The organism is Mucilaginibacter flavidus, from assembly GCF_024055575.1.
GTDB lineage: Bacteria > Bacteroidota > Bacteroidia > Sphingobacteriales > Sphingobacteriaceae > Mucilaginibacter > Mucilaginibacter flavidus.
Map to the genome: position 1 here is coordinate 19,027 of NZ_JAMXOE010000021.1, position 15,347 is coordinate 34,373.

General features: G+C 42.2%; 15 protein-coding genes. 4 read left to right on the forward strand and 11 right to left on the reverse strand.

The genetic code is table 11. The annotated features are described in order from the left end of the window. Window positions 1-2: 2 nt before the first annotated feature. Genes NAF19_RS23525 through crtID form a run of 9 tightly spaced genes read right to left on the reverse strand, consistent with a single transcriptional unit; the run spans window position 3 to window position 6,626 of the window. The gene (locus NAF19_RS23525) at window positions 3-659 is read right to left on the reverse strand and encodes a flavin reductase family protein (protein ID WP_252792801.1); all 657 of its coding nucleotides are present in this window, start codon (window positions 657-659) and stop codon (window positions 3-5) included. A 1-nt stretch (window position 660) separates the two neighbouring features. Then, complete coding sequence (locus NAF19_RS23530) at window positions 661-1,377, reverse strand: SDR family NAD(P)-dependent oxidoreductase (RefSeq protein ID WP_252792802.1); 717 nt, start codon at window positions 1,375-1,377, stop codon at window positions 661-663. Then, window positions 1,374-2,036: a GTP cyclohydrolase I FolE gene (gene folE, locus NAF19_RS23535; protein WP_252792803.1), complete on the reverse strand. Its 663-nt coding sequence runs from the start codon at window positions 2,034-2,036 to the stop codon at window positions 1,374-1,376. The genes NAF19_RS23530 and folE overlap by 4 nt, the downstream gene beginning before the upstream one ends. 16 nt (window positions 2,037-2,052) lie before the next feature. Next, window positions 2,053-2,793: a lycopene cyclase domain-containing protein gene (locus NAF19_RS23540; protein ID WP_252792804.1), complete on the reverse strand. Its 741-nt coding sequence runs from the start codon at window positions 2,791-2,793 to the stop codon at window positions 2,053-2,055. Then, a complete protein-coding gene (locus NAF19_RS23545) occupies window positions 2,790-3,260 on the reverse strand; it encodes a sterol desaturase family protein (RefSeq protein WP_252792805.1) in 471 nt (156 codons plus the stop codon). The genes NAF19_RS23540 and NAF19_RS23545 overlap by 4 nt, the downstream gene beginning before the upstream one ends. A gap of 3 nt (window positions 3,261-3,263) precedes the next feature. Further along, window positions 3,264-3,785, reverse strand: a complete 522-nt coding sequence (idi, locus tag NAF19_RS23550) for an isopentenyl-diphosphate Delta-isomerase (RefSeq protein ID WP_252792806.1) — start codon at window positions 3,783-3,785, stop codon at window positions 3,264-3,266. An 11-nt stretch (window positions 3,786-3,796) separates the two neighbouring features. Beyond that, on the reverse strand, window positions 3,797-4,279 hold the full coding sequence (locus NAF19_RS23555) for a hypothetical protein (protein ID WP_252792807.1): 483 nt from the start codon (window positions 4,277-4,279) through the stop codon (window positions 3,797-3,799). Continuing rightward, on the reverse strand, window positions 4,276-5,112 hold the full coding sequence (locus tag NAF19_RS23560; protein ID WP_252792808.1) for a phytoene/squalene synthase family protein: 837 nt from the start codon (window positions 5,110-5,112) through the stop codon (window positions 4,276-4,278). The genes NAF19_RS23555 and NAF19_RS23560 overlap by 4 nt, the downstream gene beginning before the upstream one ends. Then, window positions 5,109-6,626 (reverse strand): bifunctional phytoene desaturase/3,4-desaturase, encoded by a 1,518-nt coding sequence (gene crtID / locus NAF19_RS23565; protein WP_252792809.1) that lies wholly within the window; start codon window positions 6,624-6,626, stop codon window positions 5,109-5,111. Before crtID ends, NAF19_RS23560 begins: the two co-directional genes overlap by 4 nt. Before the next feature lie 351 nt (window positions 6,627-6,977). Here crtID and NAF19_RS23570 point away from each other — a divergent pair, with 351 nt between their 5' ends. Next, window positions 6,978-8,507, forward strand: a complete 1,530-nt coding sequence (locus tag NAF19_RS23570) for a glycoside hydrolase family 32 protein (protein ID WP_252792810.1) — start codon at window positions 6,978-6,980, stop codon at window positions 8,505-8,507. Window positions 8,508-8,528: 21 nt separating this feature from the next. On the opposite strand, the gene NAF19_RS23575 is transcribed toward NAF19_RS23570, so the two are convergent. Then, window positions 8,529-11,648, reverse strand: coding sequence for a DUF5107 domain-containing protein (locus NAF19_RS23575; RefSeq protein ID WP_252792811.1), 3,120 nt, complete (start codon window positions 11,646-11,648; stop codon window positions 8,529-8,531). Window positions 11,649-11,873: 225 nt separating this feature from the next. Beyond that, on the reverse strand, window positions 11,874-12,704 hold the full coding sequence (locus tag NAF19_RS23580) for a phytanoyl-CoA dioxygenase family protein (RefSeq protein ID WP_252792812.1): 831 nt from the start codon (window positions 12,702-12,704) through the stop codon (window positions 11,874-11,876). Window positions 12,705-12,916: 212 nt separating this feature from the next. On the opposite strand from NAF19_RS23580, the gene NAF19_RS23585 reads away from it, so the two are divergent. From NAF19_RS23585 to NAF19_RS23595, 3 genes are all read left to right on the forward strand, one after another. Then, complete coding sequence (locus tag NAF19_RS23585; protein WP_252792813.1) at window positions 12,917-13,804, forward strand: AraC family transcriptional regulator; 888 nt, start codon at window positions 12,917-12,919, stop codon at window positions 13,802-13,804. Between the two features lie 141 nt (window positions 13,805-13,945). Then, window positions 13,946-14,776 carry a helix-turn-helix domain-containing protein gene (locus NAF19_RS23590; protein WP_252792814.1) on the forward strand — a complete coding sequence of 277 codons (831 nt, stop codon included), beginning with the start codon at window positions 13,946-13,948 and terminating at the stop codon, window positions 14,774-14,776. Window positions 14,777-14,838: 62 nt separating this feature from the next. Continuing rightward, window positions 14,839-15,288 (forward strand): SRPBCC family protein, encoded by a 450-nt coding sequence (locus tag NAF19_RS23595; RefSeq protein WP_252792815.1) that lies wholly within the window; start codon window positions 14,839-14,841, stop codon window positions 15,286-15,288. Window positions 15,289-15,347 lie beyond the last annotated feature (59 nt).

Below are 15,347 nucleotides of genomic sequence, written 5' to 3' on the forward strand. Positions count from 1 at the left end.
GCTTATATTCTATAATCCGCATTGTCTTTTAATAAATGAGGTTCTATGCCAGGCTTTGCATAAGCCAGCCTTCCGACAAGGCGTGGAAGATAGTAGGAATCCAACCCGGCCACCGTCATGGTTTCAGCTTTCGTATGATCAACAAAGCCATCTTCAGAAATAACACCATCACCGGTTAATATTTGAATTACCTCGCCGATGACGATAGTAGTGCCGTTAATTTCGATATCAATAATCTCACGAAGTTCGAGCCCTACACCAACGGTTGACTGGCCTACAAAGGGCGCTTTAAAACCGTCAATATATTTCTTTTTAAACCCACAGACGTCAAATTCCGACACACCGGATGGATAGCTGGCACTTGTTTGATGCGCCTGCGTATACCAACCAGGTAATACGTTATTTAAAGTGTATTGGCCGGTTGACCTTATATTACGCAGTGTATCGTTATGCTCACGCTCAGGCCGAATAATCATACCCAAAAGCGGCGGACTGGCACCCAGGTGAAAAGCGGAACTTATGATACATAGGTTCGTAACCCCGTCAGTACTGGCAGTACCTAAAAGGTTTAAGGATTTAAAACCAACCAGGCTATTAATCAGGTTTATTCTGTAATATTTCTCCATTCCGGAGATTTCGTCACCTTCAATACTTTTCATGCTAACTTGTTTTCAATTTACCTATGCCACCATCTACTCCTATCACCTGCCCTGTCATCCAGCTGCTGTTTTCTGATAGTAAAAAAGCGATAAGATGGCTACTGTCTTCCACTTGCCCTATTTTTCCAAGCGGATGCCGCTTTGCTGAGGTTTCCCTTTTTTCTGGCGAGTTTAACAGGTTTTGCGCCAAGGGCGTATCTGTTAATGATGGCGCCACCACATTCACGCGGATTTGTTGTACAGCTAATTCGGCAGCCAATGAAAGAGCCATTCCTTCAACCGCACCTTTCGCCGCGGCAATGCTGGCATGATAAGGCATCCCCATCCGGGCCGCCACAGAACTTATTAATACTACAGATGCGCCGCCAGCATTTTTTAGTGGCGTCAGTGCTTGTTGAATAATTCGTACTGCGCCCAAAACATTTAACCGGTAATCGTTCAAAAAATCAGTTTCGGTAAGCCGGCTAAATGGTTTCAGGTTTATACTTCCGACAGAATAAACCAGCCCGTGCAGTTTTTCAGGTAAAAACATCTTTACGTCATCAATATTCCCGGTAACATCCGCTTGAAAATATTGAACGCTACCCGGCCAATCCTCAGAACTGGATCTCGAAATGACAAATACATTTGCCTGTTGTTGATGCAGAAATTTCACCACTGATAATCCTATGCCGAAACTCCCCCCTACTACGAGAATATTCTTTCCATCAAAATTCATGATCCGATATATTTAAGGAATTCATTTTTTGTTTCTGCATTAAGGAATTGCCCGGAGTATTCGGCGGTCAGCGTGGTGCTGCCGGTGTCCCTTATGCCCCTGCTGGAAACACAATGATGATGAGCATCTATTATAACGGCCACATCTTCTGTACCCAAAGCCTCTTTCAGCATGTTAGCTATCTGGATAGTAAGCCGTTCCTGAACCTGAGGCCGTTGGGAACAGTACTGTACAATCCTGTTGAGCTTAGAAAGGCCGATAACCTGTCCGTTACTGATATAGGCTACATGCGCTTTACCTGTAATAGGAACAAAATGATGCTCACAATTACTATATACAGCAATGTTTCTTTCCACCAGCATCTGTTTATACTGAAATTGGTTCTTAAACAGTGTAGGTACGGGTTTGTTAGCAGGGTTAAGGCCGCTAAATATTTCTTTCACGTACATTTTTGCAACCCTTTTAGGTGTGTCTTTCAAACTGTCATCATCCAGGTCAAGGCCCAGCACCTGCATAATACCGGTAAAATGTTTGGCAATCAGTTCCATTTTTGTTTCATCATCCATCTCAAATGCGTCATCCCGAATTGGGGTATCAAATGCTGAACTGAATGGTTCCTGCGCTTTAAGTAAGTTTTCTATCGTATTGTTATTGATCATGAGATTATGCTTGGGTTTAAATGATTGAATATTTTGCCATTGCATGGGTTTTTCTGCGACTTTTGTTTCTTTGATATATCCGGGCACTTAGTAAGGAGTAAATAGTGATATTCAGCAGGATCAAATCCATACCATAAAACACATCTTCAACAGGGATACTTAAAATGCGAATATTGACAATTTGTTCCGGGTTGTACCAAACTACAGGAGCTTTGAGACCGGTACCTGTCAGCAAACCATTTACAATTAAAAAAGGCAGCAATAAATACAAATAAGTGATATAGAACTTTGAAAGCCAGCCGGCTTTTAAAAGATATTGCGCAACAAATATCAACACTGCCAATACGGCGAACGCAGAGCATGTGTAAGCCTGATTGTAAAACCTGAGGGCCATAAAAACCGATGCTACTATTAACAATGAACTAGCGATTAGCTGACTTCGCCGGGACATATCTTTTTTTATTATCAACTTAAAGCAAGCATAGGTAAACCCACACGAATAAGGGATACATAGAAAAAACAATATCTCTTCGAGGGGCAGGTTTCCTACATTAATACCTGTTAAGTAAGTGGCGTTAAAGCCCCAAATTTTCAGCCGGGTGAAATACATATCCCAGGCTATAAAGACAATTCCAGTTATCAGCATTGCCGGCAAAAGCGCTGGCCATTGCTTATAAAACCTAAGCCTGGGATGAAACGAAAATATAAATGGAACAATTACCGAAAAAATGTCGATAAGCAAATAAGTGAACCTCATGCCGCATTGTTTTTTTGATTATTGCGGAAATATTTCCAGGAAACCCATAACATACCAAAACTCTCTCCGTCATATTTTCCGATATGTTTATGATGCATTTTGTGGGCACGCCTGATGGCTTTTAAATACCGGTTGTCTGAATTGCGAAGCACTTTTATCCGTTGATGAATGAACAGGTCATGCACAAAAAAGTAACATGCACCGTAGAGTGTTATGCCTATACCTACGCTGGTGTAAGCAGGCAAATTGTAAAGTGTGCCCACAGCCAGGCAGGCAATACCCGGCAATGCAAATATCAGGAAGAACAGATCATTCCGTTCCAGGAAACCGTAGTGCTCTTTGAGGTGGTGGTCGCGATGCAAGTGCCAAAAAATGCCATGCATTACGTATTTGTGTGTTAGCCAGGCCACACCTTCCATACATGTAAATGCAGTTAATACAATAGTGATATTAATAAGCAGATTCATAAATTAATTAAATTGATAATAGCTTTCTAAAACTTTGTCGAGGCATAGCTTAAACCATGGCGTATACTGGTCAGGCCGCTCAGTCAATTCAAAAACCAGCCTGTCTGTATCCATATATCTAAAATCGGCTACTTCACTCAATAAGGGCACAGGTTTTTGGTTGCTTATTCCAATAAAAACGTGATCATATTCATGCTCAATCAAACCGTTCTCAAATTCATGGCGGTAGGTGAACTGGAACACTTCCGTCAGTTCACAATCAAATCCCATCTCCTCCATTAATCGACGATGAGCTGCACTTAGTGTCATTTCGCCCAAACGGGGATGGCTGCAACAGGTATTGGTCCATAGCCCGGCCGAATGATACTTATCAAGAGCCCGTTGTTGTAACAGCAGTTGGCCGTTACTATCAAATACAAAAACAGAAAATGCACGATGCAGCGCTCCTTTTCTGTGGGCAGCCATTTTATCCATAGTGCCAATCCCCTGACCAACGGGGTTGACCAACATTACGCTTTCCTTCAATTTTTTTAGTTTTAATTCTTCCGGTTTGTGCCCGGTTGAGTAGTTAAATAATTATAGATAATTTCTCTTAATTCCGGGTCTCTATTGTTTTTGGTATTATCAACCAGGAAACGTTTATCGGCATCCAGTTCGTCATTGTAGTTTAAAAACGCCGGCAGATTGCTTTGGATGGAATAACGGATGAAACGCATTTCGAGGTTAAGTGTGTCGCGCCCGATTGCTTTTATCAGCAATGCTTTCCCTTTATTGAATTTTGTAAGCTTTACGATGGGATTCAGTGCGTACTTTGCTTGTATCATCTCATTAGCGCCCTTGTAACAAACCAGTACCGGGGGTGCTGTGTTATCAACCCCAAGCATCAACTGATTAAGGTGAAGCGCATCCTGCTTAACGTTTGCCGCACTATGATAAAGTTTTCGGATCGTACCGATATCTAGTGTTTGTACCGCCTGGGTATTCATTTGCAGCAGGTAAATCAACAGTAATACTTTCATAATACATTCAATTTATATCTTATTAATGAATCGAACATCAACCAGAACTTATGACCATTAGAAACCCGTATTCTTTCGGACATAACCTTTTCGGCAGGAACTCTGGATATCTTGCGAAATAATTGACGGTAGTAGACATAAGCAAGATAAACTCCCTTCCGGCTTGACCGCGGTAGTTGCCTGATACCATTTAAGGCTTCATCTAATTCCGAAAGGATGTTAAGTTCGATAGCTTTTTTATTTTCATCAGAAAACGCAGAAAGGTTCACATCCGGAAAATAGGTACGGTTTAGTACCTGGTAATCCGCACTAACATCACGAAGAAAATTTACCTTTTGGAAAGCTGAACCTAATTTCATTGCCGGTATTTTTAACTTGTCGAATTCCCCCTGGTTGCCGTTGGTGAATACATGAAGGCACATCAGCCCTACAACCTGTGCAGAACCCATAATATATTCTTCATATTTTGTCGGGGTATAAGACTGATCAACAAGATCCATTTCCATACTTTTTAGGAATTGTGTAATCAGGCTATGTTCGATACCGAATTGATTAACTACCTGTTGAAACGAATTAATAACCGGGTTAATACTGATACCCCGTTCAATCGCCATAAAGCATTCCTCTTTTAACTCGGCAAGCATTGCTGACTTTGGGTAACCGTGAAAACTATCTACAATTTCGTCGGCTAATCTTACAAATCCATAGATTGCGTGTATGGGATGGCGGACCTCTTTATTGAAAAACAGTATACCCAGGGAAAAACTGGTACTGTATAGCCGTGTCGTTTCCCTGCTGCACGTAGCTGATAAGGTGTCAAACTTTTCTTTCATCTTTGATTCAGATATTTGATAAGCAATTGAGCCGATACTTTTCCCGAAATTATTGATGGCGGAACTCCCGGTCCCGGAACCGTAAGTTGCCCGGCATAAAAGAGGTTTTTCACTTTTTTATTTCTGATAGATGGCTTCAAATGGGCGGTTTGCATCAGCGTATTTGCTAAACCATAGGCATTACCTTTAAAAGAATTGTAATCCGCCTTAAAGTCCTTAACACAGTAACTTTTCTTGTAAGCCAGCGCCGCTCTGATACCCACCCCGGTGTAATCCTCCAGACGCTCCATAATCAGTTCGAAATATTTTTCTCTAAGTGCATCGTTATCTTCAATGCCGGGTGCCAACGGCATGAGTATAAATAAATTCTCGTGTCCTTCAGGTGCAACAGTAACATCGGACTTTGATGGACAACAAACATAAAAAAGCGGTTTTGTGGGCCATTTGGCGTCCTTATAAATCTCTTCAGCATGCAGTTTTAAATCAGCATCGAAAAACAATGTATGATGTTCCAATCTCTCAAGTTTACGGGTAATGCCCAGGTAAAAGATCAGGCTTGATGGCGCCATCACCCGTTTATCCCAATAGTTTTCGTCATAGTTTCTAAAAGATTGTTGCAGTAGTTTTTCTTCTACGTGATGGTAATCTGCGGAAGCGATCACACCATTGTAATTTGTATTACCCGAACTTGTGCTGACATTGTTAATTCGGCCATTAACTACATTTAAGCTCGTAACCGCCGAACCTGTGTGAAAAACAACGCCTTGCGCGTCGCAAACTTTTTGCATGCCTTCAATCACTTTACCAAAACCTCCTTTCGGGTACCACGTTCCAAGTTTCAGACCGGCATAATTCATCAAACTATACAGGGCAGGGGTTTCTTCGGGCATTGCGCCTAAAAAAAGCACCGGGAATTCCATCAATGTAATCAGCCGCTCATCCTTAAAAAAACGCCTTACATGTTTGCTGAACGATGTGAATACCTGTAGTTTAAATATCCCCCGGACCAAGTCCCAATCGGCGAATTCCATCAGGGAAAGACCTGGCTTATGAACGAGTTTTTTCATACCTGTATGGTATTTATAGGCCGCCTCTTCCAAAAACAATCCCAATTGCTTTGCACTTCCGGGTTCAATTGATTCAAAAAGGGCCTCTAGGGCCTGGTAATCCGCAGGTATGTTCAGTACATCCTGTTTTCCGAAAACGATGGTAAATCCGGGGTCAAGTTGAACCAGTTCATAAAAGTCTGAGGCTTTACAACCGAAATCATTGAAGAAATTTTCAAATACTTCGGGCATCCAGTACCAACTTGGGCCCATATCGAAAGTGTAGCCGTCGCTAACCAGTTTACGTGCGCGGCCGCCGATTCCATCATTTTTTTCGTAGACATCTACACTGCATCCTGCTTTGGCCAGGTATGCAGCCGCACTCAAACCGGAGAAACCGGAACCAATAACAGCTGTAGACGGCTTTTCACCATCGGGTAAATCAACATTAATATCAACGCGCGCCACAAATTAAGCGGTTATGAAATCAAGACATCTCAATTCAATTGCAAACATAATACAATATCGCATTATATTTTAATTATTAGAATAATATCGTACTAAATTACAAACAGATTACTGATCGGGCGACCATTTTTTTTACCGTTGTAGCATCAAAAAACCCAAGCGTGCCTCTGTTAATATATACCCATTCACTGCCACGGGTAAACATTTTTCAAAAATTAAAAAATAACGGTCAGCTGACTAAACATAACTGGTTGGATGCCCGTTAATTTAAAACATGATTCTTTAGGAAAACATTTTAATTCAGATTGCAATCATTGTCAAAGCATCACCATACTTTAGTAAAAAATTATCATGAAAAAAATTAGTAATGTTTTGTTTTTAGTGTCGGGTATTTTTATCTGCCACTTTGCAAAGGCACAAACATTGGCTGGTAAACCTTACCAGGAGGCCCATCGGCCACAGGTGCATTTCTCTCCAAGGGAACATTGGACTAACGACCCAAATGGTATGTTATATTATAAAGGCACCTACCATTTGTTCTTTCAATATTACCCAAAAGATATTATTTGGGGGCCGATGCATTGGGGGCATGCCATAAGCAAAGATTTGATGCATTGGAAGGAATTGCCAATTGCCCTATACCCCGATAGTTTGGGTTACATCTTTTCGGGCAGCGCAGTAGTCGATTCCAATAATACCAGCGGGTTCGGCAGGGATGGTAAAATTCCTTTAGTTGCCATTTTTACACACCACGACCCGAAAGGCGAGAAAGAAGGCAAAAATAATTTCCAAAACGAAAGTCTTGCCTATAGTTTAGACGAAGGCAATACCTGGACAAAATACAGCGGCAACCCGGTTTTGAAGAATCCCGGAATTAAGGACTTCCGCGACCCAAAAGTAACGTGGTATGCTAAAGAGAAAAAGTGGGTGATGACTTTGGCAACGCTCGACCATATCACATTCTACTCGTCTCCTAACCTGAAAGACTGGAAAAAAGAAAGTGAGTTTGGTAAAGAAATTGGTGCCCATGGCGGAGTATGGGAGTGCCCTGATTTGTTTCCGTTAAAATTAAATGGCAAAACTTATTGGGTATTGATAGTAAACCTTAATCCGGGCGGCCCTAATGGAGGGTCGGCTACACAATACTTTATCGGCGAATTTGATGGCAATAAGTTTACCACAATGGATAATGACATTCGCTGGGCTGATTACGGCCCCGATGAATATGCGGGCATTACATGGAGCAATACAGGCAGTCGTAAAATATTTTTAGGCTGGATGAGCAATTGGCAATATGCCAACCAGGTACCCACAGAAAAATGGCGTAATGCAATGACCATTCCCAAAGAGCTTGGGCTAAGACAGGCAGATGGTAAAATATTGTTAACATCTAATCCCGTGAGAGAGTTAGCGAACATTGAACGCGCGCCTATAGATATAAATAATAGCCTGTTAACAGGAAAGAGCGCTAAACGTATCCCGGATCAATTCATCCTGAAATTCAATATCAACAAGATCAATGATTATTCGGTAATACTTTCAAATGATGAGGGGGAGAAATTGATCATCGGCTACGATAACACTAAAAAACAATATTATATAGACAGGGCAAAATCAGGGAAAATTGATTTCAATGCGGAATTTGCCAAAAGAGCATTTGCACCACGGTTAACCAGCAATACATCGTCATCAAATATTGAATTGGTAATTGATGTATCATCAGTTGAATTGTTTGCAGACAATGGATTAACTGCAATGACGGGTATCTTTTTTCCGCACAAAACCTTTACGCAATTACAAATTCAAAATAGCAAAGGCGCGATTATTAGAAACCTGAAATTATTGCCATTAAAGTCAATTTGGCGAAGGACTGGGCATTAATTTACCGCCGACAAATGAGCATTATTTTACCTGCACCAATTGTTTCAGTGTTTGTAATTCTGCATCATTCCTGTTGGTCGTCGCCGGGTGTTGATTTTTTAATACTTCCTTACACCAAGCGATTATTTTATTGTCAGGGTATTGCGTAGCCTGGGCATTTAACCATTTAACGGCTTCTTTTTTTCCGCTGAGTTTTTCTATCGCCCAGGCAGTTACCAGGTCGTTACCAGGCAGAAAATTAGTAACACCGTTCTCCATTTCAGGTTTAAAATCAACGATCTTGTGCAAAAGCGCCGATGCCTCCTTGCTCTTTCCCGTTTGCAGATAACAGCTATAGGTCATCCAATCTTCCAGGCGTTCGTCTGTATTTACGTCATATGGTTTACCGGCCCCTAAATTCTGCGGCCATTTTCTTGCAGCATCAATATAATTTAACGCTGGAGTGTATTTTTTGGCAGCCATATTATCAACTGCCAGCATTAATTGGGCCTGGTGGTATAATTCGCGACCAATAGTTGCTCCCTCAAACGGCAGAATGTTAATATTAGCCAATAAATCTGCACATTCTTTATAGCGTTTATCCAGCAATAACACCTTCGCGTTAAGTATGCCTATTATATAATTATCCGGGTGACCGCGGTAAAAAGGTTGAATTACATTTAACGCATCCTGAACTTGCCGATGGGCTACATAGTATTCGCATAGTAGCTTGGTGTAACGCCATTCCACAGGCTCAAGGCTTACCGCCTTCTTGAGGTCGGTTAGTTCGGTAGCTCCCGTTACCGTAGCGGCGCGTGCAGCATAAAAGGGCGCGAATTGCGGTTCGTTTCCACATTCGGCAAATAGCTTCCTGCTTTCCTTAATTCGGTTCCTGTCGCGATATAAAAGCGCGAGGTAATATTTGGGTTTCCAGTTAGTACTTTGATTTTTAGCCCAAACCAACACGGCTTCGTCTTCAGATCTGAAAGGAAATACAAAAGCCGGTGATGCGTTATTCGCTTTATCTAAACCCGCCGAAAATGGTTTACCCTGTTTATCCTGTAAAAACGCCAGCCAACAGTCAACCAAAGCATTTTGCGGGGCCATCTGCAAAACTTTCTCGCATTCGTCATAGCATCCGGTATTGTAATAGCCCATGGCCAGTTCCAGGTAAGTTTCCACAGGAAGTTCGTCGCGGACCATTGAATTAAACCTGTTTTTGCTTTCTTCGGACGGATGCAGTAAATATTTTTCGAACTGTGCGAAATGGTTCAGCGGATCGAACGACATTATCGTATCCAGTACATTTTCTGCATCAGTCTTTTTGTTTTTATAACGATAAACAATCGCCTCGGTTTGCAAGGCTGCCACATCAAACCGGTTAAAATCAAGTGCTTTTGCGGCAAAATGGCTTGCCTTATCCCAGTTTTTTTCCTTTAGATACAACCTGGCTAAGCCGTTGCATGCGGCACTGCGGTAATCCGTTGATAAAGCGGCAATGTCAAACCCATCCTTTGCATCGATAGTGTTACCCAACTGCGCGTTTACAACTCCATAATAGTAATTGGCGGCACCATCGTAAGTATTGATGCTGAGCGCTTTTTTTGCCAGTTGCAATGCTTCCTGGTAATTCATATTACGATACTTCAGTTCGGCCATTTTTACAAGTGCAGGCAGAAAATCGGGATCTTTATCAAGGGCCGCCTTTAACTTAATTTCAGCCTGGGGATACATCTTTCCATCCGCAAGTTCCTGTCCCTGTACATATAAACCATAAGCAGAATTCCAGTTAAAATCTTTTGGCATATCAAGCGGGCGGCTCAAATTATATGCGTCCGGATCCGACTTATAAATTAGTTTATCACCGCCTAACGTAACGACCAGGTTACCCGGTGCTGCATCCATTTTAACAGAATCGATAAAAGTTTTAAGTGGCCTTAATTCAACTTTTTTAGAATAGACTACTCTATCACCTTGTTTTACTTCAAGTGTTTCGTCCAATTTTTGAACAGGGTTGAAATACACTTTTAACCACCCGTTTTCATATCTTACATTTAAAGCGCCATAGTTATTGGCTTCAACAAACCCTTTTGTGTTTAACACCGGGTACCAATATTCGGTCCATGTATCGGTGGCGCCGGGTACAAAGCTTTTATGTTTAAAGGGGGTAAAGGTGCTTTTTTCGGCTGTTTGGTTAAACAACCTGCCCGACTGTATCTCGGAATATTGTCCGTCGTTATCGGTTAGCAGCTTTTCCCATATCATTCCCTGTTGTGACAGTCCCCAAATCCATATTTTTTTGCCCGCTTTATCCTCATGACCACCATACCTGGCCATGCCAAAATTGTCGTCGTGCCAGTAGGCCCCAAAAAAATCGGTGTACTTCCCAAAAACGTGGTATGATTTATAGCCCCCGAAATCATTGTTTTTATACCACGAAACGTTTTTGCCATTTTGCTTATTGACAGGCCAATCGCCATGCTCTCCCTGGTGGCCCAGGAAGCCCGTTCCCGGGAAAATGTATTCTAAATTTCCATCTACCTTTATACCGGTGTTCATCCAATGATAATATGGTTCGGCTACCACGTTTGAATTATACCAGAATGATTTGGTGGTAAAATAAGCCTTATCCGCAGGCAGGTTTATTTCCATGGTCCAATTCGTCCGGGTAAGTAAATCAAGAACCTCAATAATGCAGCTTACGCTACCATCATCGTTTTTACGGGTCAGATAGTCCACGGGAGTAACAGTATTTGGCGTATGTCCAATTATGCCATAGTTTGGCTCAATTCCGCCGCTTGTCCATGGTCCGCGCATCGCTATGTCGCGAAATTTGATAACGTGATTGTAATATATGAGCGACTTGCCGGTAGATTTTTCGATAGCCGACCATATTTTACCCCCTATTTCGGGCGTTATCATCAATTTAAGATACTTATTCTCCAGCTCAACTACTTTCCATTCTTTCTGAACCGGCTTATCGGTAAAACCATCATACCTGAAATAAGGATAAATATTGGTATTTACCGGTATCGGGTTAGGGTCTGAAAAAGGATAGGTGGTAAAACTTTTGTTATACTCCTTTATCACCGCACCTACCTGCGCATAGGAATTTACCACAGCTATCACCACCAGGGAAATGATCAGAAATACTTTTTTCATGCTTAAGAAATATTTAAAACCTATGTTAAAAATTTTAGGCGAGCTTATTTGTTCTAAGGTTTGAACTCAATTTATGGTCCTAACTATTACGAAAATAAGCTATACTTAAGCTCATACCAATTAAAGCATTAGCATTTGACCGCACAAACGTTTGCGTTGTAACTATTTAACTGAAATGGGGGTTAAAAAACAGGTACAGGCGATTTATGCACCGGTACCCGTTTACTAACTGCCGGGAGTGGCTGTGCTGTAAATAAGCGGATTTTGCTCATCGTTATTCAGTAAATCGCCAACTTTTAACTTTTCAATGGCCTCGTCGCTAAGGATGTTTTGTATGCCATTAAATGTATTGCCATCGGGCATGTAAGCGCACGTCATGGCCCTGCGCGAGCCGGGCGTCATGTTTGCGTGGGCGCCGTGAATAGTGAGGCCGTTATGGAAAGAGCAACTTCCTGCTTTCATTGGTGCCGCAACCGATGGCGACGTTTTAAATGACGGATAAAAATTAAATATTGAATCCATATTTCTGCCAATACCCGGGTTTTCAAAACTGGTTTCTTTATGCGAACCGGGGATGAAGAAGAGGCAGCCATTCTCGAAAGTAGCATCATCCAGCGCCACCCATATCGACAGCGCCCGGCGGTCGGAAAACGACCAGAACGGGGTATCAAGGTGCCACGATGTGGGATTTGCCCATGGCTTTTTAAACAGGGCCTGGTCGTGCCAAATTCTTATCCCGTCAACCTGGGCCAGCGTAGCCGCCATCTCCCCTATTGCCGGGTTAAACATCAGTTCCTTAACTTTTTCGTTAGTCTGCCATAAGTTTATCAGCTGGTCAAAAACCTTGGCCAGGTATTCCGAATCCTTATTGATCCCATCATCCTCCCCTGTTTTGCCGGCCCTCCCGGGAATTTTCTGTCCGTTTCTTTCATCCACTGCAGTTGCAACCGCTTCGCGCCATAATTCAAGTTCGGCGCTGTTTAGGAAATCTTCAATAATTACATAGCCGTTTTCCTGGTAAAAATCAACCTGTGCCGGTGTTATCGCAGTATTCATAAATATATTGGGTTAGTATAAATAATTGGTTAAAACAAACCTAAACAACCAGCTCCACTTTTCACTTTAACAAAAACAGCAAATATTTATACTTTTTGATATTTGAGTTGATATATTTGACAGTATCATCGCAAATTTTGAAGCACATCTATAATTTGCAGCCAATTACCTTTAACCTATTTGACAAACCATTTTAAATTAATTACGCGTAAATGCAGAATTATCGCAAATACATTAATGTAGGCAATACCGAAAAGGAATGGGGCTTTTTTGTCACCACAGTTGGCTCTGCCAGGGTGCCTCCTAACAAAAACTATCCCAACAACCGTGAACACCCAATGGACCATTCTTTTACCTGGGACAAAGGAAGGATTTTGGACGGCTACTATATTGTATTTATCACCCGGGGCGAGGGCGTACTTGAATCAGCAAAAACCAAGGCCCGCACAATTAAGGCCGGCACCTGTTTTTTCCTGTTTCCCGGCGTTTGGCACCGGTATAAACCACACCCTCAATCGGGCTGGGAAGAATATTGGGTTGGCTTTAACGGTAGTTACCCCGACCAACTGATGAAAAACGGGACGTTTACTGCCGATAATCCGTTTATTGATGCAGGCATGAACGAGGAGTTGCTGCAACTGTTTCACACGCTTATAAAAACTGTTGCAGCAGCCGAACCGGGTTACCGGCAAATGATTACCGGTACTACCCTGCAGATATTGGGCCTGCTAAACGCGGTTTGTAAATACCATGCTTATGCCACTGACAACCAAAGCAAGCTGATTTCAAAAGCCAAGTTCCTGCTGCAGGAATCAATAGAAAAACCCGTTAACCTGGAAGAAATGGTAAAAGAACTGCCGATGGGCTATTCAAAATTCAGGAAAATCTTCAAACAAGTTACCGGTCTGTCACCCAATCAGTACCAGCTTGATTTACGGTTAGATAAAGCAAAAGAGTTACTTACATCAACCAACCTCACCATCAACGAAATTGCATGGCAAACCGGGTTTGACTCGATATTCTATTTTTCGCGTTTGTTTAAAAAGAAAAATGGTGTCCCTCCCAAAGAGTTCAGAAGCCTGAATACAACGTTTTTGTAAGAAACTATTTTGGCGGATCAAAAAATCCCGCTTAATACCAGCGAAAAACCTGCAACTACAGTACGTTATGCAATAAAAATTGGAGAAAGAATTTCATACTCTTATCTTTAAACATCATTGATACTTTGCGGGAGGCAGTAAATGACAAATTTCCGATTCATTCCTATCACGCCGCATCCGCTGCTAAGCCCATACGTTGCAAAAATACACGTATTTGAAAGCAGCGGCCGTCTTCCCGCGGAGGAAAGAAAACTGATCGTCCCAAATGCAAATTTCAAATTAACGCTTACTTATCGTAACGGTATCGTAGCCGGCATCGGCGACAAAATATTTATCCAGGGTGAAAATAAACTAAGCTTAACCGGACTGATCGATTCGCCTGTTATGCTTGACGCCCAGCAAGATGCGCAGACCGGCACAATCATCATCGAATTCAACCCGCTTGGGGCATATCGTTTTTTTCATTTATCGTACGCCGAGGTTAAAAATCAAATTGTTGAATTGCCGGACCTGATCGGTAAATACGCAGAAGAACTTCAATCGCGGCTTGTTGATGCAAATTCAATAACGCTGAAATTGCAGCTCCTGCAAAACTTCCTGATCAAGCAACTGGAGAAAACCGTGGCCGACCCGATTTATGATTATTGCATCGATAGGATATCGGGCACCGCCGGCGTTCTGAGCGTTGCACAACTTGAAAAAGAAACCGGTTACAGCTCGCGCTGGCTCCACGCAAAATTTTCGGAACACCTTGGCACCGGGCCAAAAAACCTTTCGGAAATAGTCCGGTTCAAACAATTTTACGGGGCATTCTCGGCCGGGGCCAATTATCAGCGCCTAAAGGAGCATATTTACCATCATTATCACGACCAGTCCCATTTCATCAGGGCATTTAAACGGTTCACCGGATCAACCCCAACCGATCTTCAAAATAGCATGAACGAACTCGCCACCAAACACTATACGAGCTGACTTCCGATTTGTACAATACCTGAAGATGCAATGGCCCCATCTTTGTTTAAAAAACAAACAAGATGGAAAAGAACGATTTTAAGAGCAGTATTTCTGCAAACATTAGTGCGGACGAGGCGACAAAAAAGATCAGCAATGTACCCGGCTGGTGGGGAATAACCTTTAGCGGAAGTTCCGAAAAACAAAATGATCAGTTTGTGGTAAAGATGGGCGGAGATTCATTCTTCGACTTTACCGTAAAAGAACTGGTTCCCGGTAAAAGGGTTGTTTGGCTAATTACCGATTGTAATATGCCCTGGTATGCCGACAAAAAAGAATGGGCCGACACTAAAATAATTTTTGATGTTACTGAAACTGATGGTGTAACCACTGTGGACTTTACGCACGAAGGCCTTACACCCGAAGTAGAGTGTTACAAAGACTGCGCACCAGGCTGGACCCACTGGATAAAAACAAGCTTATTGTCTTATTTTACTACAGGAGAAGGCGTTTTTCGTGCACCAACAATTTAATGCGAACAGAAAGGCTTAGCTCCGATAGCAGGCGACGGTAAGAACTTTGAAATTTTATA

Coding starts and splice junctions, on each gene's coding strand:
- NAF19_RS23525 (WP_252792801.1), bottom strand. CDS start 659: ATGAAAAGTATTGAAGGTGACGAAATCTCCGGAATGGAGAAATATTAC.
- NAF19_RS23530 (WP_252792802.1), bottom strand. CDS start 1,377: ATGAATTTTGATGGAAAGAATATTCTCGTAGTAGGGGGGAGTTTCGGC.
- folE (WP_252792803.1), bottom strand. CDS start 2,036: ATGATCAATAACAATACGATAGAAAACTTACTTAAAGCGCAGGAACCA.
- NAF19_RS23540 (WP_252792804.1), bottom strand. CDS start 2,793: ATGAGGTTCACTTATTTGCTTATCGACATTTTTTCGGTAATTGTTCCA.
- NAF19_RS23545 (WP_252792805.1), bottom strand. CDS start 3,260: ATGAATCTGCTTATTAATATCACTATTGTATTAACTGCATTTACATGT.
- NAF19_RS23555 (WP_252792807.1), bottom strand. CDS start 4,279: ATGAAAGTATTACTGTTGATTTACCTGCTGCAAATGAATACCCAGGCG.
- NAF19_RS23560 (WP_252792808.1), bottom strand. CDS start 5,112: ATGAAAGAAAAGTTTGACACCTTATCAGCTACGTGCAGCAGGGAAACG.
- NAF19_RS23570 (WP_252792810.1), top strand. CDS start 6,978: ATGAAAAAAATTAGTAATGTTTTGTTTTTAGTGTCGGGTATTTTTATC.
- NAF19_RS23575 (WP_252792811.1), bottom strand. CDS start 11,648: ATGAAAAAAGTATTTCTGATCATTTCCCTGGTGGTGATAGCTGTGGTA.
- NAF19_RS23580 (WP_252792812.1), bottom strand. CDS start 12,704: ATGAATACTGCGATAACACCGGCACAGGTTGATTTTTACCAGGAAAAC.
- NAF19_RS23585 (WP_252792813.1), top strand. CDS start 12,917: ATGCAGAATTATCGCAAATACATTAATGTAGGCAATACCGAAAAGGAA.
- NAF19_RS23590 (WP_252792814.1), top strand. CDS start 13,946: ATGACAAATTTCCGATTCATTCCTATCACGCCGCATCCGCTGCTAAGC.
- NAF19_RS23595 (WP_252792815.1), top strand. CDS start 14,839: ATGGAAAAGAACGATTTTAAGAGCAGTATTTCTGCAAACATTAGTGCG.